The sequence below is a fragment of the Brevundimonas sp. Root1423 genome, from assembly GCF_001426805.1.
The window spans coordinates 1-21,159 of record NZ_LMFL01000043.1 but is presented as its reverse complement, the minus strand read 5'-3'; the positions used below and the strand labels follow the sequence as shown (position 1 = coordinate 21,159).

Here is a 21,159-nt window from a genome sequence, read left to right as displayed (position 1 = left end):
TTCCACGAATTCAAGATTTCGGTGAAGGCCTCCGACCCCTTCCTGACCGTCGCCGCCTATCAGCAGCTGGCCGAGGCCATCGACTGCCCSCTGCAYCTCGGCGTCACCGAGGCGGGCCCGCTGCGSTCGGGCACSATCAAGTCGGCCATCGGCATGGGGAACATGCTGTGGGCCGGCATCGGCGACACCATCCGCGTCTCCCTGGCCGCCGATCCGGTGGAGGAGATCAAGGTCGGCTTCGACATCCTCAARTCGYTGGGYCTGCGSCACCGGGGCGTCAACATCATCGCCTGYCCGTCSTGCGCSCGTCAGGGCTTCAACGTCATCGAGACCGTCGGCATCCTSGAAGAGAAGCTGGCCCATGTGACCACGCCGATGTCGCTGTCGATCATCGGCTGCGTCGTCAACGGACCGGGYGAAGCTCTGTAYACGGACGTTGGCTTCACCGGCGGCGGGGCCGGGTCAGGCATGGTCTATCTGAACGGCAAGATGGCGTTCAAACAGGCCAATGACGGCATGATCGACCAGATCGTCGAGCTGGTCGAACAGAAGGCCGCCGAACTGGACGCCGCGCGGGCGCTGCAGGCCGCCCCGCCGGTCCTCGAACCTGCCGAATAATCCGCCGTCCCGCTGGAAAGCCGCCCGTCGACATGAAGCTCTACATCACCGGCCCGTCACCCTTCGCCCGCAAATGCCGCATCGTCGCCCGTGAAAAGGGCCTGATCGACCGGATCGAGGAGGTCGCCGTCGACCCCTACGCCAATGCCCCCGAACTGCTGGCGTCCAACCCGATCGTCCAGGTCCCGACCCTGATCGCCGAGGACGGCCTGCCGATCAACGACAGTCCCGTGATCTGCGAATACCTCGACGCGCTCGGCTCCGGGCCCCGCCTGATGCCCGCCGACGGGCCTGAACGCCTCGCCGTGCGGCGGATGGAGACCCAGGCGAACGCCGCCCTGGAGATGGGGGTCAAGCTGCTGCTCGAACTCCGCCGCCCCGAAAGCGAACGCTCGCCGTCGTGGATCGCCCGCTGGACCGAGAACATGGGCCGCGCGCTGGACGCCCTCGAGGCCGCCCGTCCCGACGCCGCCCGGCTCGACATGGGCGTCATCACCGCCGGCGTCGCCGTGGCCTGGATCGGTTTCCGCCACCCCGGCTTCGACTGGCGCGCAGGACGTCCGCGTCTGGTCGCCCTGCACGAGGCGATCGAGGCCCGGCCCAGCTTCGCGGAAACCCGGCCTGGTTGAGCCGCGGGACGATGGCGCGGCGGGCCGAACCCGCCGCCCTTTTCGTATCAGGCGATCACGCCGGCCAGTTGCATCGCCTGGAATCCGGCCAGCAGCAGCAAGGTGGCGCCGACCGCATAGGTCATGGGCTTGCGCGGCACGCGCTTGGCGATCAGCCCCGCGAACGGCGCCGCCGCCAGACCTCCGACGATCAACCCCCCGACGGCCGCCGCGTGGTGCTCCAGGGCTCCGGCGTCGGCCCAGTGGCCCGAAATCAGGGCCCAGACGAAGGTGGCGCTGACGGCCACGGTCAGAAAGAACTCGGCGGTATTGGCCGTGCCGATGGCGCGGCGCGGCTCCTGTCCGGCCCCGACCAGGGTCGAGGACACCGTCGGTCCCCAGCCCCCGCCGCCGACCGCATCGAGAAAGCCGCCGACCAGCCCCAGCGGCCAGGCCGCCCACGACGGGATATGGCGGAGCAGAATGTCATGGCCGGCCCGCCACAGGATGTAGACCCCCATCAGCCCCAGATAGGTGACGATGAAGGGCTTGATGACGTCCCCGTCTATGCCCGTCAGCACATAGGCTCCGACGCAGCCGCCGATCACCCCGGCGATGGCCAGCGGCAGCAGCAGCCGCCAGTCCACATTGCGGTGCGCGACGTGGCTGCCGGCCGAGGCGGCGGTGGTGAAGACCTCGGCCCCGTGCACGCTGGCCGAGGCCATGGCCGGCGGCACGCCGAAGGCCAGCAGCACCGACGACGAGATCACGCCATAGGCCATGCCCAGGGCCCCATCGACCGATTGCGCCAGCACGCCGACGACCAGGAACAGCAGAAAGGTTTCCATTGAGTCCGATCGAACAGCCAGGCCTGATTCCGCAAAGCTTTGCCGCGCCTTTGGTTGCCGACAGGAAGTCACGGAGCGGTCGGCCACGGTGCGGGCGATGGCCTCCGCCACGTCGCGGCCTCCCCGGGGCTCGAGCGCCAGGGCGGTCCCGCAGTCCGAACCCGCCATAGCCCGCCTCTTCCAGCAGCCACTGCGCGGGAAGGAGACGCCGGCCCGTTTTCGCGTCAGCCGACCGTGGCGTTGTGCGGGCCGCGATCGCGCGGGTTGCGGCCGAAGGCCTGGTCGCAGACGGCGCGGCCGAATTCTTCCGAAACCATCATCTGACGGTCACCGAGAACGCCGCCCAACGGCCCCTGGGCGCTGGTCGCCACGGACACGGGAAAGCGGCCGACGATGCGGTTTCCGTGCGAGGGATCGACGAACTCCACCGTGCCGGACAGGGTGTGGACGCCGTCGCCGTTCAGCAGGGTTTCGAGCCGGCCGGCGCGCTGCATCCGGTCGATGTGGACGCGGACGTCGATGGGGGCCGTGCCCCACATGCAGCGCCTCAGTTCCTCGTGGACCTCGTCGGAGAAGGTTTCGGCGAAATCGTCCCCGGCGTTCAGCCATTCGCTGGACAGGGTGATGCTGCCGACCTGCGCCGTTTCCTGCAGACCCGGCGGCAGGCCGATGGGCGGGCCGCCCTGGACGACGGGCGCGCAGGCGGCGGTGGTCAGCAGGACGGCGGCGGCGAGGACGGCGGCGGACTTCATTGGAGGCTCCCGGTGTGTCGCCAAGCTTTAGCGTAGCAGGCGGTGAACGCCGGATGAACCGCGTTCGCCCGCGGATGAAATCTCTGTAATTCGCGCCCGGTCGCCCCGTGCGTCCGAATCTGACGTCGCCGTCCGCCAGACTGTTGCGCGTCGGGGATGCGTCGGACGCCTTGGACGCAGTCTACCGCGCGCCCCTCAGCAAAATCATGCGGTTAGATGGAAACGGCAGACGAGCTGGACGATTCAGACGGTGTTTTTTCCAGCGCGGCGTCTACCGGTTCAGAGGCCGAACACCTCGACCCCGATGTCGCCGCCGGGCGTCAGCCAGGCGCGCTTCATGCCTTGGCTGTTGAAGGGGTGGGCGATGTTTCCGTCGCGGTCGAGGGCGATCAGGCCGCCGTCGCCGCCCATGCCGCCGATCTCGTCGATCACCGCGCGGCCGGCCTCGGCCAGGGTCTGGCCCGCGCCAACGCGCCAGCTGACCTGGGCGCAGGCGGCGACGCGGATGAAATATTCGCCCTGCCCGGTGCCCGAGACGGCGACGCGGCCGTCGGCCCAGCTGCCGGCGCCGGGGATGGGGGTGTCGCCGACGCGGCCCGGCATCTTGCCGAACACGCCCGCCGTCGAGGTGGCGGCCGCCAGCCGGCCCTGGTCGTCCAGAACGCAGCAGCCGACGGTGCCGTGGCTCAGCGTGCCGGGCGGGTGGTTGTCCTCGCCCTGGCCGGCCCGGGTGAACCAGGCGTCCTCGTCGCCGATCATCTCCAGGCCCTGGTCGAGGGCGAACAGGGCGGCGCCCTCGCCGGCCAGCATGACATGCGGCGTGCGGTCCATCACCGCGCGGGCGGCCACGACGGGGTTGCGGAAGCCCTGCAGGGCGGCGACGGCGCCGGCCTTGCGGGTCGCGCCGTCCATCAGGCTGGCGTCCAGCTCATAGGCCCCCGCGAGGTTGGGCGAGGCGCCGCGTCCGGCGACATAGAGGCCCGAGTCCTCCAGCAGCACCGTCGTCTTGACCGCGACGTCCAGGGCGCTGGCGCCCGCGTCCAGCCGGACCTTCATCGCCGCCACCACCTCGCGCATGTGGGCGACCTCGCGGTCGTAGTTGCGCTCGCGCCGCGCGCCCGCGCCGCCGTGAAGGATGAGGGCCGTCATTCAGGGTCGTCTCCGGATCGCCCCTTTCAAACGGGCGTGGCGCTGATTAGCCTCAAGCCGACGCGCGCGCCACCGGGGCGGGACGCCTTTGCGAAAGACCTCCCCCATGCGCGCTGTCCTGTCCAAGGCTCCCGGCGGTCCCGAAACCCTCGTGGTCGAGGAGGTCATGGACCCCCGGCCGATGAAGGGCGAGGTGGTGATCGAGGTGCGGGCGATCGGGGTCAACTTCCCCGACACCCTGATCATCGAGGACCGGTATCAGTTCAAGCCGACCCGCCCCTTCTCGCCGGGCGGCGAGGTGGCGGGCGTGGTCGAGGCGATCGGCGAGGGCGTCACCAGCGTCCGCAAGGGCGACCGCGTCATCGCCGTTCCCGGCTGGGGCGGCATGGTCGAGCGACTGGCGGTTCCGGCCGCCTCGGTGATGAAGATCCCCGACGCCATGGATTTCAACACCGCCGCCGCCCTGGTGATGACCTACGGCACATCCTATTACGCGCTGAAGGACCGGGCCCAGCTGAAGGCGGGCGAGAGCCTGCTGGTGCTGGGGGCCGCGGGCGGGGTCGGCGTCGCCGCGGTCGAGCTGGGCAAGGCCATGGGGGCGCACGTCATCGCCGCCGCCTCGACCAACGACAAGGTGCAGTTCGCGCTGGAGGCCGGGGCCGACAACGGCCTGATCTATCCGTCGGGCAAGATGGACAAGGCGGCGCAGAAGGAGCTGTCGGGCGAGCTGAAACTGGCCTCGGGCCGCGACGGGCCGGACGTGGTCTATGACGCCGTCGGCGGCGACTATTGCGAGCCGGCCATCCGCTCGATGGACTGGAACGGCCGCTATCTGGTGGTCGGTTTCCCGGCCGGCATTCCCTCGCTGCCGCTGAACCTGACCCTGCTCAAGTCGGTGTCGGTGATCGGGGTGTTCTGGGGCGCGGCGGTGATGCGCGACCCGGCGGCCCACGCCGCCAACATGGCCGACCTGCTGCGCTTCTGGGAGGACGGCAGGATTCGCCCGCGCGTCAGCCAGACCTTCCCGCTGGAACGCGCCCATGAGGCCATCAAGGCACTGGGCGACCGGTCGGTGATGGGCAAGGTGGTGGTGACGGTGGAGAGCTAGCCGTCGCGCAGCCGCTCCAGCGCGGACGTGGCCTGGTCCTTGTGCCGGCGTTTGATATTGGCGCCGAGGGTGGCGATCAGGGCCGCGATCACCGCCGCGTCGTCGGTGAAGCCGATGCCGGCGAAGATGTCGGGAATGGCGTCGAAGGGCAGGACGAAATAGGCCAGCGCCCCGACCATGACACCCTTGGCCGCCGTCGGCGTCTCGGGATCGCGGGCGGCGAACCAGACCGACAGGGCCTGTCCGGCGAAGGGGATGCGCGAGGCCGTGCGCCGGATCTTGGGCCAGAAGCCCTTCTGCACCCGCACCTCGTTGACCCGNCGCGAGGCCGTGCGCCGGATCTTGGGCCAGAAGCCCTTCTGCACCCGCACCTCGTTGACCCGCTGGATCGAGGGCACGAGGGCGCGCGACGGGTCCAGGGCCTCGTCGGGCGTGATCGGTTTGGCTTTGGCGGACATGGCGGCTAAACCCCGCGGCAATCTCAAGGTTCACACAACATAGGGGCTGCGGCCATGAAACTCGACAGTTCGATCGCGGCGGTGGTGACGGGCGGGGCCTCGGGTCTGGGCGAGGGAACGGCTCGGGCCATCGCGGCCACGGGCGCCAGGGTCGCCCTGTTCGACATGAATGCGGAAAAGGGCGAGGCGATCGCAAGGGAGATCGGCGGCGTCTTCTGCCTGGTCGACGTGACCGACGACGCCTCGGTCGCCGCCGGCTTCGAAAAGGCCCGCGCCGCCCACGGCCAGGAGCGCCTGACCGTGAATTGCGCCGGCATCGCCACGGGCCAGAAGACGGTCAGCCGCAAGAAGGACACCGGCGAGATCCGCGCCCACGACATGGCCCAGTTCGAGCGCACCGTGCGGGTCAATCTGTTCGGCACCTTCCGCGTCCTNGTCCTGTCGCAGTCGGCGGCGGGCATGGTGACGCTGGAGCCGATGGCCGACGGCGAACGCGGCCTGATCGTCAACACCGCCTCGGTGGCGGCGCAGGATGGCCAGATCGGCCAGGCGGCCTATTCGGCCTCCAAGGGCGGCGTCTACGCCATGACCCTCCCCGTCGCCCGCGATCTCGCCCAGGAAGGCATCCGCTGCAACACCATCCTGCCCGGCATCATGTGGACGCCGATGATGGCCGGCATGGACCAGAAGATCCAGGACGCCCTGGCCGCCGCCATCCCCTTCCCCAGCCGCCTGGGCACGCCCGCGGATTACGCCTCCCTGGTCCTGGAGCTGGTCCGCAACGTCTACATCAACGGCGAATGCATCCGCCTCGACGGCGCCATTCGGCTGGCGCCCCGCTGACGCGCAGAGCGGGGCGCTACCGCTCGCCGCGCGGCGGCTCGCTGCCTGAGCGCGTTTTGGGGTAATTTTATCGGAGGGGCTTGCGAGAAGAGCGGGCGCTCCGCTATACGCCCGCCTCCGACTGAAGTGCGGGCGTAGCTCAGTGGTAGAGCACAACCTTGCCAAGGTTGGGGTCGAGAGTTCGAATCTCTTCGCCCGCTCCAGTCGTTTGNCTATACGCCCGCCTCCGACTGAAGTGCGGGCGTAGCTCAGTGGTAGAGCACAACCTTGCCAAGGTTGGGGTCGAGAGTTCGAATCTCTTCGCCCGCTCCAGTCGWTTGAAGAGGCCCGGTCGCCAGAYCGGGCCTTTTTCAATTTCCGCCCGGGCGGCGTGAGTTCGCCATCCTGGAAAAACACCTCCCGCCGTGCGGAACAGATCGTCGCGTTGCGTCTTTCCGGCCCCATGATCCATGCACCGATGACAGCCGAGGAGGTCGAACTGGACCGCGAGTGGAGAGCCAGGTTCGGCCAGCCGCTGCCCATGCTGGGGTGCGCAGACATCGTTCGCCGGATCCTTCTGCTCCCTGACAGCGCGGCGACGCCGGCCTGAGCGCCGGCCGGCGCGGGGCGCGACGTTTCGTGGACGCGGCCGGTTGCTGATCACCTGCCACTGGACCGCGGCATCAAGCCCCGCTAGTCGCCTTGGGGGCGAAAGCGGGCCAGTCCGGTTCGCCGTTTGCAGGGTGTCTCCCGAAAGGGCGCGCGGGGCGCCAGAACGGGACAGTCGGGTCGCATGTTTCTCGAAGGCCAGGTCAACTGGATGTGGGTGTGGGCCGCGCTCGCCGGCCTCGGCTGGCTCGCGGCCGTGGTCGCGATCTTCTTCGCCCTGCGCAAGAGCACCCAGCACGGCAGCGCCTCGGACCAGCTCGATCTGATACAGCGCATGGCCGAGGATTCGCAGAAGCGGCTGTTCGAGACCCTGAACGCCATTCCCGTCGCCCTGGTCGAGACCGACAAACAGGGCAAATTCGTCTTCGCCAACCGCGCCGCGCACCAGCTGCTGGGTCGCAAGGACGCCGAACTGATCGGCCTGCGGTTCCATTCGGCGACCTGGGGCATCACCTTCCCCGACGGTCGCCCGGTGCCGCCCGACCTGCTGCCCAGCGCCCGGGCCTTGCGGGGCCAGACGGTGAAGGGCTTCCAGCATCTGCTGGCCAATCCGGCCTCGCGCCGCAAGATGCTGGTCTCGGTGACGGCCATGCCGATCGAGAACGAGCTGGGCCAGATCACCGGCTCGACCGCCGCCCTCGTCGAGAGCGAAGGCCTGCAGACGCCCGAAATCATCCTGCCCGAGGCGGCCCCCGCACCGGCTGCGCGGTCCGACGCCCTCACCCGCCGGGTGTTCGACGCCGCCTCCAGCGCTCTCGTCGTTGTCGGAACCGACGGACAGGTGCGCGAGGCCAACCAAACCGCCCTGCTGCTGCTGGGCCGCGACGAGGCAGCCGGGGACTTCGTCGATCTGTTCCTGGCCGAAGGCGAGCGGGTCGAAGGCCGGCAAACGCTGCGGGCCGCCCTGTCCGCTCCCGCGGAGGAGGCGGGGGCGATCGTTCCGCGAACAGGCGGCGCCGAGGGAGTCCGCTGGTCCATCCTGCCGCTGACCAATGCGGAGGGGGCCGTCGACGCCCTGCTGCTGGCCGGCGAGCGCGCCGGCGCGGCGCCGGAGGCGGACGATGTCGGCACGCCCGTCGCCGAGGTCGTCGCGGCCGATCCTGCGGCCGAGGTCGAAGCCCTGCGCGCCGAGACCGTCGCAGCGCGGCTTCAGGCCGAAGAGGCGCTGGCCGCCGCCGCCGCCGCCCGCGAGGAGGCCGAGGCCGCGCGCGCCGCGGCGCTGAAAGCCGGACAGGATGCCGAGTTCCAGCTCCAGGGCGGCCGCCGTATGGAGAATGTCGGCCGCCTGACCGGCGGGCTGGCGCATGACTTCAACGCCCTGCTGGGCGTCATGACCGGGGCCCTGGACATGATGCTGCGTCAGGCCGACGACCCGGTCCGCGTGCGCCGCATCGGCCAGGCCGCGCTGGCCGCCGGACAGAAGGGCGAACTGCTGACGCGCCGTCTGACCGCCTTCTCGCAGGGGGATGACGAGCCCGTGCTGCGCGTTCTCGACGCCGGCGTGCTGTTGCGCGGCATGGAGACGCGGCTGCGGGCCATGGCCGGGCCAGGCGTGGACCTGATGATCGAGGGACCGTCCACCGACGCACCGGTACGGCTTGATCCCGTCGCCTTCGAGGGCGCGGTCGCCGGCCTGACGCGCAACGCCGTCGACGCCGTGGCGGGCCAGGGCTCGGTGGCGGTGCGGCTTGAGGCCCTGCTGGAGGGCGGGGTCCGTCTGAGCGTCCGCGACAGCGGTCCGGGCATGGACCGCGAACTGGCCGCCCGGGCGGTCGAGCCCTTCTTCACCACCCGCGAGGGCGCGGCGGGGCTGGGCCTGTCGCAGGCCTATGCCTTCTCGCGCCAGTCGGGCGGCGTCCTGTCCATCGACAGCGCCCCGGGCGAAGGCGCCGAAGTCTCCATCACCCTGCCCAGCGCGCGCTGACTCGCGCCCCTCTTTCGCCGGTTCCACAGACCGGTGTAAGGTTAACGCGGGTTGGGAGGCTCGAAATGAAGCTGTTGCGTCTGATGGTGATGTTGGCCGTGCTCGGTTACGCCGGGTGGCTGGCCTGGCCGTTTATCTCCCCGTTGATCGAGGGCGCCGCGCCGGATGCGGCGGCGGCGCGCGTGGGGGCCGAGGCCTCGGCGGGAGGAGACCTGTTCGGCTTCCTGCCGGTGTGGACGCTGTGGGCCGGAGCTGTGGGTCTTTATGTGATCGCGGCGCTGATGCTGGGCGCGGGGAACACCCGGGCGGCCGTGGCCTATTTCCTCGGCTTCGCCGCGGACGTCGTTCTGCGGCTGGCCGTCGACCGGCAGGGCGATGTGGGCGCCCGTTCGGGCGGACCCGCGACCATGGCGACGCCGGAGGGGATGGAGGGTTTGCCCGTCGAGCCGGTCTGGCTGGTGCTGGGCGTCCTGTTCCTGCTGGGCGTGCTGGTGGTGGTCGCCAGCCGGCGCATCCGGCGCAAGCGGACGGCGGGCCAGTTGAATTTCTGACGCCCGCTGAATTCGGGCGTCTGTCGGACGGACGCCGCCGCCCTTATATGCGGCGCGGCGGTTGACGCTCGCGGGCGGCGCCGTCAGGTTCCGCGCGCCTCCCGCGCCCACGACAGACGAGATACTCCATGGCCGAAGCCGTTTCCCCCAGCACCTATGACGTCGTCATCATCGGCGGCGGACCGGGCGGGTACAATGCGGCCATCCGGGCGGGCCAGCTGGGGCTGAAGGCCGCCTGCGTCGAGATGCGCGAAACGCTTGGCGGAACCTGCCTGAACGTCGGCTGCATGCCGTCCAAGGCGCTGCTGCATGCGTCGGAACTGTTCGAGACGGCGGCGAAGGAATTCCCGACGCTCGGCATCGAGGTCGGGGCGCTGAAACTGGATCTCGGCCAGATGATGAGCCAGAAGCAGGACAGTGTGACCGCCCTGACCAAGGGCATCGAATTCCTGTTCAAGAAGAACAAGGCCGACTGGATCAAGGGACGCGGCCGCATCGTCGGCAAGGGTCAGGTCGAGGTGACGGCCGCCGACGGGTCGAAGACGATCCTGACAGCGAAGGACATCGTCATCGCCACCGGTTCGGAGCCGACGCCGCTGCCGGGCGTGGCCTTCGAAGCGGACAAGGTCGTGGACTCGACCGGGGCCCTGTCGCTGCCGGCCGTGCCGAAGCATCTGATCGTGGTCGGCGCCGGCATCATCGGCTTGGAGCTGGGCTCGGTCTGGCGCCGGCTGGGCGCCCAGGTGACGGTGGTCGAATATCTCGACCGCATCACGCCCGGCATGGACAAGGACCTGGCGACCGCCTTCCAGCGCGCCCTGACCAAACAGGGCATGACCTTCCGGCTCGGAGCGAAGGTGACGGCGGCGAAGACCGGCAAGGACGGGGTGGAGCTGACCGTCGAACCGGCGGCGGGCGGAACGGCGGAGACGGTGAAGGGCGACGTGGTTCTGGTCGCCATCGGCCGCCGTCCGTACACGGAAGGCCTGGGACTTGAGACCATCGGAGTCGAGGCCGACAAGCGCGGCTTCCTCGCCGGCGACCACTTCAAGGTGGCCGAGGGCGTCTGGGTGATGGGCGACGTGACCCATGGCCCGATGCTGGCGCACAAGGCCGAGGAAGACGCCGTGGCCGTGATCGAGCTGATCGCCGGCAAGGCCGGTCACGTCGACTACAACCTGGTGCCCAGCGTGGTCTACACCGCCCCGGAAGTGGCCTGGGTCGGCAGGACCGAGGATCAGCTGAAGGCCGACGGGGTCGCCTACAAGGCCGGCAAATTCCCGTTCACCGCCAACAGCCGGGCGAAGATCAACCACGAGACAGAGGGCTTTGTGAAGGTGCTGGCCGACGCCGCGACCGACCGCATCCTGGGCGTTCACATTCTCGGGCCGCAGGCCGGAGAGATGATCGGAGAAGCCTGCGTGGCCATGGCCTTCGGCGGCTCGTCGGAAGACCTCGCCCGCATCTGCCATCCGCATCCGACCCGCTCGGAAGCCGTCAAACAGGCGGCCATGGGCGTCGAGGGCTGGACGATGCAGGTCTGACAGGGCGGTGGTCTGCTAGACCCCGGGGATTTCGAGCCTGCGGGTGGTCTGGCGGCGCAGACCCTCGAAGGTCACCGTATTGGCGGGGAAATCCAGGATGACATCCCGGAAGCGCCCCAGAAGGTCGGCCCCGATCAGCAGCGCCGGCCGGCCGGCGAGGCCCAGGGTCTCGAAACAGTGCAGGTCGGCGAACAGCATCGGAGTCGGCCCCAGCCGTTGCGGCCCGAGCCTGAGATCGTCGACCATGGCCAGGTTCGCGCTCAGGCTCTGACCCGTCACCCCGTAGATCGGCACCTCGCGGGCCACGCGGCCCCCGTCCGGGCGCCGCGCCGAAACCGCGCGCCGCAACGCCATATTGCCGATCGAATATTGCGCGCCGCTGTCGATGAAGGCTGACGTCGCCTGGCCGTCCACGGTGATCTGATTCATGATCATCTGACCGAAGCGGCCGCGGACCGAGCGCAGCCCGCCGCCCCGGCGCAGGCGTGACCCGGTGGCGATGTCGCCGCCCATGACGATGCTGAGTCCCCTCAGGCTCAGGCTGGCCGATCGCCGCGCGACATTGAATCTCAGCTTGAAGCGATCCAGCACGTCCAGGCCGATCAGGCCGTCGGCGCCCAGTTGGTCGCGCGGGAAGACCGGGCATGAGAGGTTCCGGAACCCGAGGCCGCTCAAGGCCAGCCGGTCGACCGCGACGCTGCGGGTCACCCGCGCCTCCGTGATCCCGTGAACCAGCACGGACCGCAACGGACGCAGGGCCAGCTGATCCGCCAGGGTGTCCGCGATCGAGGTCGCGCCCGCGCCGGTGTCGATCACGAACGTGAAAGGCCCGCGGCCGTCGATGAAGACCGCGGCGCCGACGCGCGTGAAAAGGTTGCTCAGCAACTGGATCGGCCGGTCCTCGACCAGCGGTTCGACCGGGTCCTGCGCGGCGGCGGGACCGGGAGGAAGGCCAAGGGCCCCGAGCCCGGCCAGCAAGACGCGACGGTCAAGGCCTGTCATGCAGTCTGGTCTCCGCACCGCCTCCCAGCGGATGGACCTTCACTGTAGGCGCGCCCGGGCGATCCTGACCAGCCCGTGCTTTTTCAGTGTCGCGGATGGGCGGCGGAATAGGCGTCGAGCAGATGTTTCGCGTCGACGGCGGTGTATTTCTGGGTGGTGGACAGGCTGGCGTGGCCCAGCAGTTCCTGAATGGCCCGCAAGTCCGCCCCTGCGCCCAGCAGGTGGGTGGCGAAGCTGTGCCGCAGGGCGTGGGGCGTCGCCGAGGCGGGCAGGCCAAGCCGGCCGCGCAGGCGCTGGACCATGGCCTGCACATGACGGGGCGTCAGCGGACCGCCCCGTCTGGCCCGGAACAGGGCGTCTCCGGATTCCAGCGGGAAGGGCTGGAGCGCCACATAGGCGTCCACCGCCGTCCGGACGGCGGGCAGGACCGGAGCCAGACGGGTCTTGCCGCCCTTGCCGGTGATGCGCAGCGTCTCCGGCAGGGGCGCGTCGGCGAGCGTCAGGGAAAGCCCCTCGGAGATCCGCAGGCCGCAGCCGTACAGCAGGGTCAGGACGGCGCGGTCGCGCGCGGCCTCCCACGGTTCGGCGTCGGGATCGGCGTCGGGCTCCTGCATCAGGCCGCGGGCCTGATCCTCGCTCACCGGCCGGGGCAGGGAGGCCTTGATCCGCNGGCCTGATCCTCGCTCACCGGCCGAGGCAGGGAGGCCTTGATCCGCGGCCCGCGCACCAGCGCCAGCTGCGGCGCGGGCGTGGCGCAGCGGCGGTCAAGGAAGGCGTGAAAGGCGCGGATCGCCGACAGGGTCTGGCTGATCGACCGCGCCGCCAGCGGACGGTCGCCGCCGCGCCGCTCGGCCAGATGGGCCCGAACCTCGGCGGCGGTCACGGTTCCCAGGTCGGCCAGCCGCTGGGGCCCGCCGCGATGGCTCTGCAGGAAGGCGAGGTAGCCCCGGCCGATGCGGCCATAGGCTTCCAGCGTATTGGCGGCCAGGCGGCGTTCGTGGGCCAGATGCTCGAGCCAGGCCGACAGGGCCTCGTCGGCGGTCAGCTCAGAATGGGCCATCGTTCGGCGGTCCGTTCCACCACCCGGGCGATGAAGGCCACCAGCTCGCAGCCCATGGTCGGGGCGAAGCCGTCTTCCTCGGGCGAGCCGAANATAACGGCAAAAATGAAGAGCAGCGGCGTTGGTGACGACCCGGCCTTTGAACGCGTGAGTCAGCCGGGCGACATAGGACCGGCTGCCGCCGTCCACGGTGCGCCCCTCGTCGAGGCCGAGGATCTCGACCGGGACCGAAGGACCGGCCTCGGTGATGAGGATCGGCCATCGTTCGGCGGTCCGTTCCACCACCCGGGCGATGAAGGCCACCAGCTCGCAGCCCATGGTSGGGGCGAAGCCGTCTTCCTCGGGCGAGCCGAAGGCGCAGATGGCRTGGCGCGCCGGAACCTCGGCGCCGGGRAAYTGSGGGGCCATGCGGATCAGGGCGACSGACTTCACCTCSGCCTCGGCCGCGCCGAACAGGTTCAGSCCGTCGAAATTSGGYCCCAGCCACGTCAGGCCGTGGTCGCCCAGCAGGGCGTCGACGCCGCCGGCCTCGAGACCGCGCCAGCCGAACGGCACGCCGCCGGGCTTCTCCAGGGCGATGGCGGCGCCGGCCAGGCCGAACCGGCCCTGCGCCACCGCATCAAGGCGGCGGGCGAGGTCGGAGGGATTGCGCGCCTCCATCAGGTCCAGGGCCGCGACATGGGTCTGGGTCTGGGCGGCGAAATTGGCGCGGGCGATGGATTCGATGCGCTTGCGGGCGTCRGCCTCGCGCTCGGCGACYTCTTCCAGCCGGGTCAGGGCCGCGCGGCCGAACTCCACGACGTTGCGGCCGTGSGGCTTGAGCCCGATCTCTTCCAGCAGGGAGCGRTCATCCAGCAGGATCTGCGCGTTGGCCTGCAGCCAGGCGCGGATCTCCGGCCAGTGCGGTTCTTCCGGCTTGGACGAGAGGTCAGGCGAAACGCTCACAAACCTCTCCTCGAGGTCAAACTACAGGATCGACTGACCGGTCTTGCCCCAGTCCGCCAGGAAAGCATCAAGCCCCTTGTCGGTTAACGGGTGTTTGACCAGGGCCTTGAAAACGTCGGCCGGGATGGTCGCGGCGTCCGCGCCGGCGACGGCGGCGGCGCTGACATGGGCCGGATTGCGCAGCGACGCGGCCAGGATCTGCGTGTCGAAGCCGTGCACGTCGTACAGGACCCGGATCTCCTCCAGCAGGCCGATGCCGTCGGCCCCGTGGTCTTCCAGCCGGCCGACGAAGGGCGAGATGAATGTGGCGCCGGCCTTGGCGGCCAGCATGGCCTGGGCGGCCGAGAAGCACAGGGTGACGTTGGTCTTGATGCCTTTATCGGCGAAGGCGCGGGCGGCGCGCAGCCCGTCCCACGTCAGGGGCAGTTTCACCACCACGTTCGGGGCGATGGCGGCCAGCTTGTCGCCCTCCTTCACCATGGTCTCGAAATCGGTCGCCACGGCCTCGGCCGAGATCGGGCCCTCGACGAGNGGCTCAGTGCGCCTTGAAGGGGTCGGGCGGCAGCGGGGGCGAGGAAGAGTTTCATGAGCGTCTCTCTAGCGGAGCGGGCCCGGCGGTGAAAGTCGCCAGCGTCCTCATCCCCCTGCCGGTGCCCGAGGCCTTCGACTACGAGGTCCCCGAGGGGCTGGACGTCGCGCGCGGCGACCAGGTCGCCGTGCCGCTGGGGCCGCGGCTGATGCGGGGCATCGTGTCCGAGGCGCGCGAGACCACGGGGTCGAACCGGCGGCTGAAGGCCATCGACCATGTGCTGGACGATCCGCATCTGCCAGAAAAGACCGTGGACTTCGTCGAATGGGCCGCGCGCTGGACGCTGAGCGCGCCCGGCGAAATGGCGGCCACGGCGCTGAAGGGCCTGCGCGCGCCCCGGCCCCGGCCCGAGCGGCGGGTGCGTCGCGTGGGCGACAGGACCCCGGCCCGGCCGACGGTCGCACGGGCGGCGGTGCTGGAGGCGCTGGGCCAGCGGTCGATGCCGGGTCCCGATCTGGCCCGGGCGGCGAATGTGTCCTCGGGCGTGGTCAAGGGGCTGATCGACGAGGGCGTGCTGGAGGTCATCGAGATCGAGGCGGTCGCGGCCTTCGACGCGCCCGACCCGGATCACGCCCCGGCGACGCTCAATCCCGACCAGGCGGCGGCGGCGCACGAGTTGGCGGCGGCGACGGCGAAGGGCGGCTTCGCCCCCTTCCTGCTCGACGGGGTCACCGGGTCGGGCAAGACCGAGGCCTATCTGGAGGCGGCGGCGCGGACGCTGAAGGCCGATCCTGCGGCGCAGATCCTGATCCTGCTGCCCGAGATCGCCCTGACCCAGGCCCTGATCGCCCGCATCACCGACCGCTTCGGCGCGGCCCCGGCGGAATGGCATTCGGGCGTCGCTCCGCCGCGTCGGCGTCAGGTGTGGGAGGCGGTGATCGCCGGCCGCTGCAACATCGTGGTCGGGGCCCGTTCGGCCCTGTTCCTGCCCTACGCCAACCTGCGGCTGGTGGTGGTCGACGAGGAGCACGACGGCTCGTTCAAACAGGAGGAGGGGCTGGTCTATCACGGCCGCGACCTCGCCGTGGCGCGGGCGCGGATCGAGGGGGCGACGGTGGTGCTGGCCTCGGCCACGCCTTCGCTGGAGACGCTGTGGAACGCCCATCAGGGCCGCTATGGCTGGCTGAAGCTGGCGGCGCGGCACGGGGCGGCGGTGCTGCCGAACATCTCCCTGCTGGACCTGCGCCAGAATCCGCCCGACCCCCAGACCTGGCTGGCCCAGCCCCTGCGCGAAGCCATCGGCGAGACGCTGGCGCGCGGCGAACAGACCCTGCTGTTCCTGAACCGGCGCGGCTATGCGCCGGTGGTGCTGTGCCGCGTCTGCGGCCACCGGCTGACCGCGCCCGACACCGACAGCTGGCTGGTCGAGCACCGCTACACCGGGCGGCTGATCTGCCACCTGACCGGCTTCTCCATGCTCCGGCCGAAACACTGCCCGGCTTGCGGGGCCGAGGATTCGCTGGTTTCGGTCGGCCCGGGCGTCGAGCGGGTCGAGGAAGAGGTGCGCAGTCTGTTCCCTCAGGCGCGCACGGCGGTGTTCAGCAGCGACACGGCCCCGGACGCGAAATCCGCCCGGGCCCTGATCCAGCGGATGGCGGACGGAGAGATCGATATCCTCGTGGCCACCCAGGCCGCGGCCAAGGGGCACAATTTCCCGCATCTGACGCTGGTGGGGGTGGTCGACGCCGACCTGGGCCTGCGCGGGGGCGACCTGCGGGCGGCCGAACGGACCTTCCAGCTGCTGACCCAGGCCACGGGCCGGGCCGGACGCGCCGACAAGCCGGGGCGGGCCATACTGCAGACCTGGACCCCCGAGCATCCGGTGCTGATGGCGCTGGCGGCGGGCGACCGCGACGCCTTCGTGGCGGCAGAGATGGCCGAGCGCGAGGCCGCGTCCCTGCCGCCGCACGGGCGGCTGGCGGCGATCATCCTGTCCAGCGAGAACGCCGCCGCGGTGGAGAGGGTCGCCCGCGATCTGGCCGAGAACATTCCCAATGCCGAACGGCTGGAGGTCTATGGCCCCGCCGACGCGCCCTTGGCGCTGGTGCGGGGGCGGCGACGCAAGCGGCTGCTGGTGCGGGCGGACCGGGACGTCGACCTGCAGGGCTTCCTGCGGGCCTGGCTGGCGCGGGTGAAGGCGCCGGCGTCGGTGCGGGTGACGATCGACGTGGATCCGTACAGTTTTCTCTGACGCGCTTCTCGCTCCCCCTTGTGGGGAGGGAAACGCTTACCTCGGCCCCGTCAGCCTGATCTCGAACAGGGTCGGCCAGTTCTTGCCGGTGACGAACAGGCGACGGCCGTCCGGGTCCCAGGCGATGCCGTTCAGGACCGCGTCCGTCTGATCGAGGCCCGACCGGTCCGGCATCAGCCCCGTCAGGTCGATGACGCCGGTGACCACGCCGGTGGCCGGATCGATGCGGACGATGAAGTCGGTGTGCCAGACATTGGCGAACACCTCGCCCTCGACCCATTCCAGCTCGTTGATCTGGCGCAGCGGCCGGCCTTGCACGGTCACCGGCGCCTGGCCGGTTTCCTCAAAGGTCTGCGGATCGAGAAAGCGCAGCGCGGCCGTGCCGTCGGACAGGATCAGCCGCGTGGCGTCATGGGTCAGGCCCCAGCCCTCGCCGGCATAGGCGAACTCGCCCTCGGGCTCGAGCGTCAGGGGATTCCAGACGAACCCCTTGCCGCCCTTCCAGGTCAGGGTCAGGACGCGGTCGCCGAAGACGGTCAGCCCCTCGCCGAACAGGTTTTCGTCCAGCTCGCGCTTGTGGATCACCACCCCGTCTTCCAGCCGCACGCGCCGCACGGTCGAGGGAGAACGGCCGGTGCTTTCCAGCAGTTCGCCGTTGTGGAACTCCAGCCCCTGGGTGAAGGCGCCGGGATCATGGGGATACGCTCGGACGACTTCGAATCCGTAGACCGGGACCGGCGCGGCGGCCGATGCGGAAACGGCCGGCGGCGGCGTTTGCGCCGCCGCCGGCAAGGGCGTCAGCAGGGCAGCGAGAAGGAGAACCGCCGCCCGCATGATCAGACCCCCGGCTCGGCCGTCTCGGCCTTGTTCAGCGCCGCCTGCCGCGCCGCCAGGGCCGCCTGCTTCTTCGCCGATGCGGTGCGTCCCATCATGTTCAGTCCCTCGACCAGGGCCGAGAAGGCCATGGCGGCGTAGATATAGCCCTTGGGCACATGGACGCCGAAGCCGTCGGCGATCAGCACCATGCCGATCATCAGCAGGAAGCCCAGGGCCAGCATGACGATGGTCGGGTTCTTGTCGATGAAATCCGCCAGCGGATCGGAGGCGACCAGCATGGCGATGACGGCGATGACCACGGCGACCATCATGATCGGCACGTGATCGGTCATGCCGACGGCGGTCAGGATGGAGTCGATCGAGAAGACCAGGTCCAGCAGGATGATCTGGCCGATGGCCGCCCCGACGTTGTTGATGACGGCGGTGGTCTTGTTCTTCTCCAGCAGGTCGTCGCCGATGCTGGTGTCGACGGCGTGGTGGACCTCGGTCGTCGCCTTCCAGACCAGGAACAGGCCGCCGGCGATCAGGATCAGGTCGCGCCAGCTGAAGGCCGTGTCCCAGCCCGCGCCCGCGAAGCCGAGGTCGAAGACGGGCTTGGTCAGGCCGACGATCCAGCCGATCGTCGCCAGCAGGCCGAGACGCATGATCAGGGCCAGGCCGATGCCGATGCGACGCGTGCGCTGGCGATGCTCGGGCGGCAGCTTGTTCGACAGGATCGAAATGAAGATCAGGTTGTCGATGCCCAGCACCACCTCCATGACCACAAGCGTGATCAGGGCGGCCCAGGCGGCGGGATCGGTCAGGAGAGCAGTAATTTCGGTCATTGGATCGGGATAGGGCAGCCGGGGATGCCGCGCCAGAATTTTTCGCCGCGGCCGGGCGCGTCAGGGCGCCGCGTTTGATCGCGCCTCTGGACCCGGCTCACGGGCTCGCCTAGCCAAGGGCGAACCGCATTTGTTTTGCGAGGTGACACGTGCCCTCAGGTCTTGCCGCCCTTCTCGACGACGTCGCAACCATCGCCAAGATGGCGGCGGCCTCGGTCGATGACGTCTCCGCCGCCGCCGGCCGCGCCAGCATGAAGGCCGCCGGCGTGGTGGTCGACGACGCGGCGGTGACGCCGGGTTACGCGATGGGCTTTTCGCCCCATCGCGAGCTGCCCATCATCCGCAAGATCGCCGTCGGCTCGCTGAAGAACAAATTCCTGATCCTCCTGCCCGGGGCCCTGCTGATCAGCGCCTTCGCGCCCTGGGCGCTGACGCCCCTTCTGATGGCCGGCGGCGCCTATCTCTGCTTCGAGGCGTCCGAGAAGCTGTGGGAGAAGCTGGCGGGTCACGGAGGCGGCGAGACCCCGCCGGAAGAACTGGCCCTGTCGTCCGCCGAACAGGAAAAGAAGATGGTTGGTTCGGCGATCCGCACCGACCTGATCCTCTCGGCCGAGATCACCGCCATCGCCCTGGCCGATCTGGCCGAGCGCCCGCTGGCGACCCAGGCCGCGGCCCTGGCCCTGGTGGGCCTGTTGATCACCGCGGCGGTCTATGGCGCCGTGGCGCTGATCGTGAAGATGGACGATATCGGCCTGCACCTGGCCGAGCGCCCTTCGGCTTCGGCGCGCGCGCTGGGCCGGGGTCTGGTCCACGCCATGCCGATGGTGCTGACCGGGCTGGCGACGGTCGGGACCCTGGCCATGCTGTGGGTCGGCGGCGGGATCCTGGTCCACGGCCTGCACGAGTACCATCTCGACCTCGTACCCGGCGTGATCGAGAGTCTGGGACACGCCGCCGGACGGGTCCCGCTCATCGGCCCCGTGACGGAATGGCTGGCGACGGCCGCCGCCTCGGCGGTCGTCGGCCTCGTGACCGGCGGGATCATCGTCGCGATCCTGCACCTGATCCCGGGGCGCCACCGCGCCGCCCACTGACCGGGAAAGCCCGCGCGATCCTGGCGGCCTGACCGGCGGGAGAAGATGTCGCACCCCGGGCGGGCGCCGCACGCGCCCCGTATGCGCTAAGCTCGGCTGTCGGATGGCTGAAGGTTCGCATGATCCTGCGACGGCTGCTTTTTCTGGTTCTCATCCTCGGCGTGGCTGCGCTCGGCGCGCCAGCCCCTGTACTCGCGACGCCCGCCCATCACCTGCCGCCGGCCGATTGCGGGTCCTCCGGGCCGGACAAGACCGTCCCGCCCTGCGTCCAGATCTGCCTGTCCCGCCCGCTCTGCCCGCCGGCTCCCGCCCTCGTCGCGCCGCCCGTCCCGGCGCCGGCGATCCCCCATGGACTCAAGCCGGTCGATGATCGCCTTCCCGGCCGCCTCATCGGACCGGAGCCGCCTCCGCCACGGACCTGAATGCGTCTGCACGACTGCACACCATTCAATTCTGAAAATCGGAGACTGACATGAAACGCGTTCTTACCCTGGCCGCGCTGGCCCTGGCCGCTTCGGGCGGCGTGGCCTTCGCCGCCGATCCCGCCGCCGTCGCCCAGCTGGTTCACGCCTGCTGCGACCTCGCCTGCGCCTGCCGTGACGCCTGCGCCGCCTGCTGCACGGCGTGCGCCGACTGCCTTGGCGACTGCGCAGATCACTGCGGCCACGGCTGACGCCTGAGGGCCGACGGAGGAGCGCCCGGCCTCAGGGCCGGGCGCTCTTTTCGTGCGGCGGATGCGGCGGCCTGTCTCGGTTGCTCCCCGGGGGGATGAGTGCTATCAGGCGCCCGGCTGAGCCGGAGGACGCGTTGCAAGGCGCGTCCTTCAAGTGCTTTCTCAAAGCATTTCAAGCCTTTGGTCGGCGCGGACACGCGGCCGGCCTTCAACCCGAACGCCAACCCGCGCGGACCTTATAAGTGGCTGACGATTACAGGACGACGGAAGTCGGCGAGCGCTACGCACAGGCGCTGTTCGACCTCGCTGACGAGACGAAGGTTCTNGCAAACCCGAACGCTAACCCGCGCGGACCTTATAAGTGGCTGACGATTACAGGACGACGGAAGTCGGCGAGCGCTACGCACAGGCGCTGTTCGACCTCGCTGACGAGACGAAGGTTCTGGACGCCGTGCGCGCCGACCTGGCCTCCCTGCGGGCCGCGTGGAACGAGAGCGCCGACCTGCGCCGCCTCGCCCAGTCGCCGGTCATCGCCGCCGAGGACCAGCAGAAGGGTCTGACGGCCATCGCCGACAAGGCGAGGTTCAACGCCGTGACGAAGAATTTCCTCGGCCTGCTGGCCCAGAACGGTCGCTCGCGCGACCTGCCGGGCGTGATCGCGGGCTTCGAGGCTCTGTACGCGAAGAAGACGGGCGTCGTYGCCGCCGAGGTCGTTTCGGCCCAGGCCCTCACCGACGCCCAGATGAAATCCATCCAGACCGCGCTCCGCACCTCGCTGGGCAAGGATCCGGAGATGACCGCCCGCGTCGATCCGTCGATCCTGGGCGGTCTGAAGGTCAAGGTCGGCTCATGCCGCTGGTTCATGAGCTGAACGCGGCATACGAGGCCGCGAA

Annotated in this window: 18 protein-coding genes, 2 tRNA genes and 7 pseudogenes; 15 read left to right on the top strand and 12 right to left on the bottom strand. The window is 70.0% G+C overall.

Annotated elements, in window-relative coordinates; translation table 11 throughout:
* Nucleotides 1–6: 6 nt before the first annotated feature.
* Nucleotides 7–618, top strand: a pseudogene (locus tag ASD25_RS32295) (flavodoxin-dependent (E)-4-hydroxy-3-methylbut-2-enyl-diphosphate synthase); the annotation flags it as partial.
* Between the two features lie 32 nt (nt 619–650).
* Complete coding sequence (locus ASD25_RS21355; protein WP_055831721.1) at nt 651–1,247, top strand: glutathione S-transferase family protein; 597 nt, start codon at nt 651–653, stop codon at nt 1,245–1,247.
* A gap of 47 nt (nt 1,248–1,294) precedes the next feature.
* Here the strand turns inward: ASD25_RS21355 and ASD25_RS21350 are convergent, their stop codons facing one another.
* From ASD25_RS21350 to ASD25_RS21340, 3 genes are all read right to left on the bottom strand, one after another.
* Nucleotides 1,295–2,074 carry a sulfite exporter TauE/SafE family protein gene (locus tag ASD25_RS21350; protein WP_055831720.1) on the bottom strand — a complete coding sequence of 260 codons (780 nt, stop codon included), beginning with the start codon at nt 2,072–2,074 and terminating at the stop codon, nt 1,295–1,297.
* A 224-nt stretch (nt 2,075–2,298) separates the two neighbouring features.
* Entirely contained in the window at nt 2,299–2,826 is a 528-nt protein-coding gene (locus ASD25_RS21345; protein WP_055831719.1) for a hypothetical protein, read from the bottom strand.
* Between the two features lie 279 nt (nt 2,827–3,105).
* Entirely contained in the window at nt 3,106–3,975 is an 870-nt protein-coding gene (locus ASD25_RS21340) for an isoaspartyl peptidase/L-asparaginase family protein (RefSeq protein WP_055831718.1), read from the bottom strand.
* 106 nt (nt 3,976–4,081) lie between these two features.
* Between ASD25_RS21340 and ASD25_RS21335 the strand changes: the two genes are divergently transcribed.
* Entirely contained in the window at nt 4,082–5,083 is a 1,002-nt protein-coding gene (locus tag ASD25_RS21335; protein WP_055831717.1) for an NADPH:quinone oxidoreductase family protein, read from the top strand.
* On the opposite strand, the pseudogene ASD25_RS21330 reads toward ASD25_RS21335, so the two are convergent.
* Nucleotides 5,080–5,403 (bottom strand): annotated as a pseudogene (locus ASD25_RS21330) (YkvA family protein); the annotation flags it as partial. The gene ASD25_RS21335 and the pseudogene ASD25_RS21330 sit on opposite strands and share 4 nt — an antisense overlap.
* A gap of 192 nt (nt 5,404–5,595) precedes the next feature.
* Here ASD25_RS21330 and ASD25_RS32285 point away from each other — a divergent pair.
* The 8 genes and pseudogenes from ASD25_RS32285 to lpdA all read left to right on the top strand — a co-directional run.
* Nucleotides 5,596–5,975 (top strand): annotated as a pseudogene (locus ASD25_RS32285) (SDR family NAD(P)-dependent oxidoreductase); the annotation flags it as partial.
* A 1-nt stretch (nt 5,976) separates the two neighbouring features.
* Nucleotides 5,977–6,384 (top strand): SDR family oxidoreductase (locus ASD25_RS32280; protein WP_235562827.1); only part of this gene is annotated, 408 nt, incomplete at its 5' end.
* A 128-nt stretch (nt 6,385–6,512) separates the two neighbouring features.
* Nucleotides 6,513–6,587, top strand: a tRNA-Gly gene (locus ASD25_RS21320).
* Nucleotides 6,588–6,621: 34 nt separating this feature from the next.
* Nucleotides 6,622–6,696: transfer RNA gene (locus tag ASD25_RS21315), tRNA-Gly, on the top strand.
* 130 nt (nt 6,697–6,826) lie between these two features.
* On the top strand, nt 6,827–6,973 hold the full coding sequence (locus ASD25_RS30680; protein ID WP_156389410.1) for a DNA methylase: 147 nt from the start codon (nt 6,827–6,829) through the stop codon (nt 6,971–6,973).
* Nucleotides 6,974–7,156: 183 nt separating this feature from the next.
* Entirely contained in the window at nt 7,157–8,956 is a 1,800-nt protein-coding gene (locus ASD25_RS21310) for an ATP-binding protein (protein WP_055831714.1), read from the top strand.
* A gap of 65 nt (nt 8,957–9,021) precedes the next feature.
* Nucleotides 9,022–9,507 (top strand): hypothetical protein, encoded by a 486-nt coding sequence (locus ASD25_RS21305; protein WP_055831713.1) that lies wholly within the window; start codon nt 9,022–9,024, stop codon nt 9,505–9,507.
* A 128-nt stretch (nt 9,508–9,635) separates the two neighbouring features.
* Entirely contained in the window at nt 9,636–11,051 is a 1,416-nt protein-coding gene (gene lpdA / locus ASD25_RS21300) for a dihydrolipoyl dehydrogenase (RefSeq protein WP_055831712.1), read from the top strand.
* Between the two features lie 15 nt (nt 11,052–11,066).
* Here the strand turns inward: lpdA and ASD25_RS21295 are convergent, their stop codons facing one another.
* The 6 genes and pseudogenes from ASD25_RS21295 to ASD25_RS21280 all read right to left on the bottom strand — a co-directional run.
* Nucleotides 11,067–12,053 carry an aspartyl protease family protein gene (locus ASD25_RS21295; RefSeq protein WP_056620232.1) on the bottom strand — a complete coding sequence of 329 codons (987 nt, stop codon included), beginning with the start codon at nt 12,051–12,053 and terminating at the stop codon, nt 11,067–11,069.
* Between the two features lie 83 nt (nt 12,054–12,136).
* Nucleotides 12,137–12,722 (bottom strand): annotated as a pseudogene (locus tag ASD25_RS32275) (tyrosine-type recombinase/integrase); the annotation flags it as partial.
* Nucleotide 12,723: 1 nt separating this feature from the next.
* Nucleotides 12,724–13,113: site-specific integrase (locus ASD25_RS32270; RefSeq protein ID WP_235562826.1), on the bottom strand; the 390-nt coding region annotated here is incomplete at its 3' end.
* A pseudogene (locus ASD25_RS29675) lies at nt 13,095–13,205 on the bottom strand (DUF484 family protein); the annotation flags it as partial. The pseudogene ASD25_RS29675 and the gene ASD25_RS32270, both read right to left, overlap by 19 nt.
* 157 nt (nt 13,206–13,362) lie before the next feature.
* A pseudogene (locus tag ASD25_RS21285) lies at nt 13,363–14,058 on the bottom strand (DUF484 family protein); the annotation flags it as partial.
* Between the two features lie 21 nt (nt 14,059–14,079).
* Nucleotides 14,080–14,589, bottom strand: a pseudogene (locus tag ASD25_RS21280) (transaldolase family protein); the annotation flags it as partial.
* 86 nt (nt 14,590–14,675) lie between these two features.
* Between ASD25_RS21280 and ASD25_RS21275 the strand changes: the two are divergent.
* The gene (locus ASD25_RS21275) at nt 14,676–16,838 is read left to right on the top strand and encodes a primosomal protein N' (protein ID WP_055831707.1); all 2,163 of its coding nucleotides are present in this window, start codon (nt 14,676–14,678) and stop codon (nt 16,836–16,838) included.
* A 36-nt stretch (nt 16,839–16,874) separates the two neighbouring features.
* Here the strand turns inward: ASD25_RS21275 and ASD25_RS21270 are convergent, their stop codons facing one another.
* Both ASD25_RS21270 and ASD25_RS21265 read right to left on the bottom strand, forming a co-directional pair.
* Nucleotides 16,875–17,672 carry a glutaminyl-peptide cyclotransferase gene (locus ASD25_RS21270; protein ID WP_082560169.1) on the bottom strand — a complete coding sequence of 266 codons (798 nt, stop codon included), beginning with the start codon at nt 17,670–17,672 and terminating at the stop codon, nt 16,875–16,877.
* A 2-nt stretch (nt 17,673–17,674) separates the two neighbouring features.
* Nucleotides 17,675–18,499 carry a TerC family protein gene (locus tag ASD25_RS21265; RefSeq protein ID WP_055831705.1) on the bottom strand — a complete coding sequence of 275 codons (825 nt, stop codon included), beginning with the start codon at nt 18,497–18,499 and terminating at the stop codon, nt 17,675–17,677.
* Nucleotides 18,500–18,648: 149 nt separating this feature from the next.
* Between ASD25_RS21265 and ASD25_RS21260 the strand changes: the two genes are divergently transcribed.
* The 3 genes from ASD25_RS21260 to ASD25_RS21245 all read left to right on the top strand — a co-directional run bounded on the left by ASD25_RS21260 (nt 18,649) and on the right by ASD25_RS21245 (nt 21,137).
* On the top strand, nt 18,649–19,593 hold the full coding sequence (locus tag ASD25_RS21260) for a DUF808 domain-containing protein (RefSeq protein WP_055831704.1): 945 nt from the start codon (nt 18,649–18,651) through the stop codon (nt 19,591–19,593).
* A 472-nt stretch (nt 19,594–20,065) separates the two neighbouring features.
* Nucleotides 20,066–20,266, top strand: coding sequence for a hypothetical protein (locus ASD25_RS21250; RefSeq protein ID WP_055831703.1), 201 nt, complete (start codon nt 20,066–20,068; stop codon nt 20,264–20,266).
* A 361-nt stretch (nt 20,267–20,627) separates the two neighbouring features.
* A complete protein-coding gene (locus tag ASD25_RS21245) occupies nt 20,628–21,137 on the top strand; it encodes a F0F1 ATP synthase subunit delta (protein ID WP_056620227.1) in 510 nt (169 codons plus the stop codon).
* Nucleotides 21,138–21,159 lie beyond the last annotated feature (22 nt).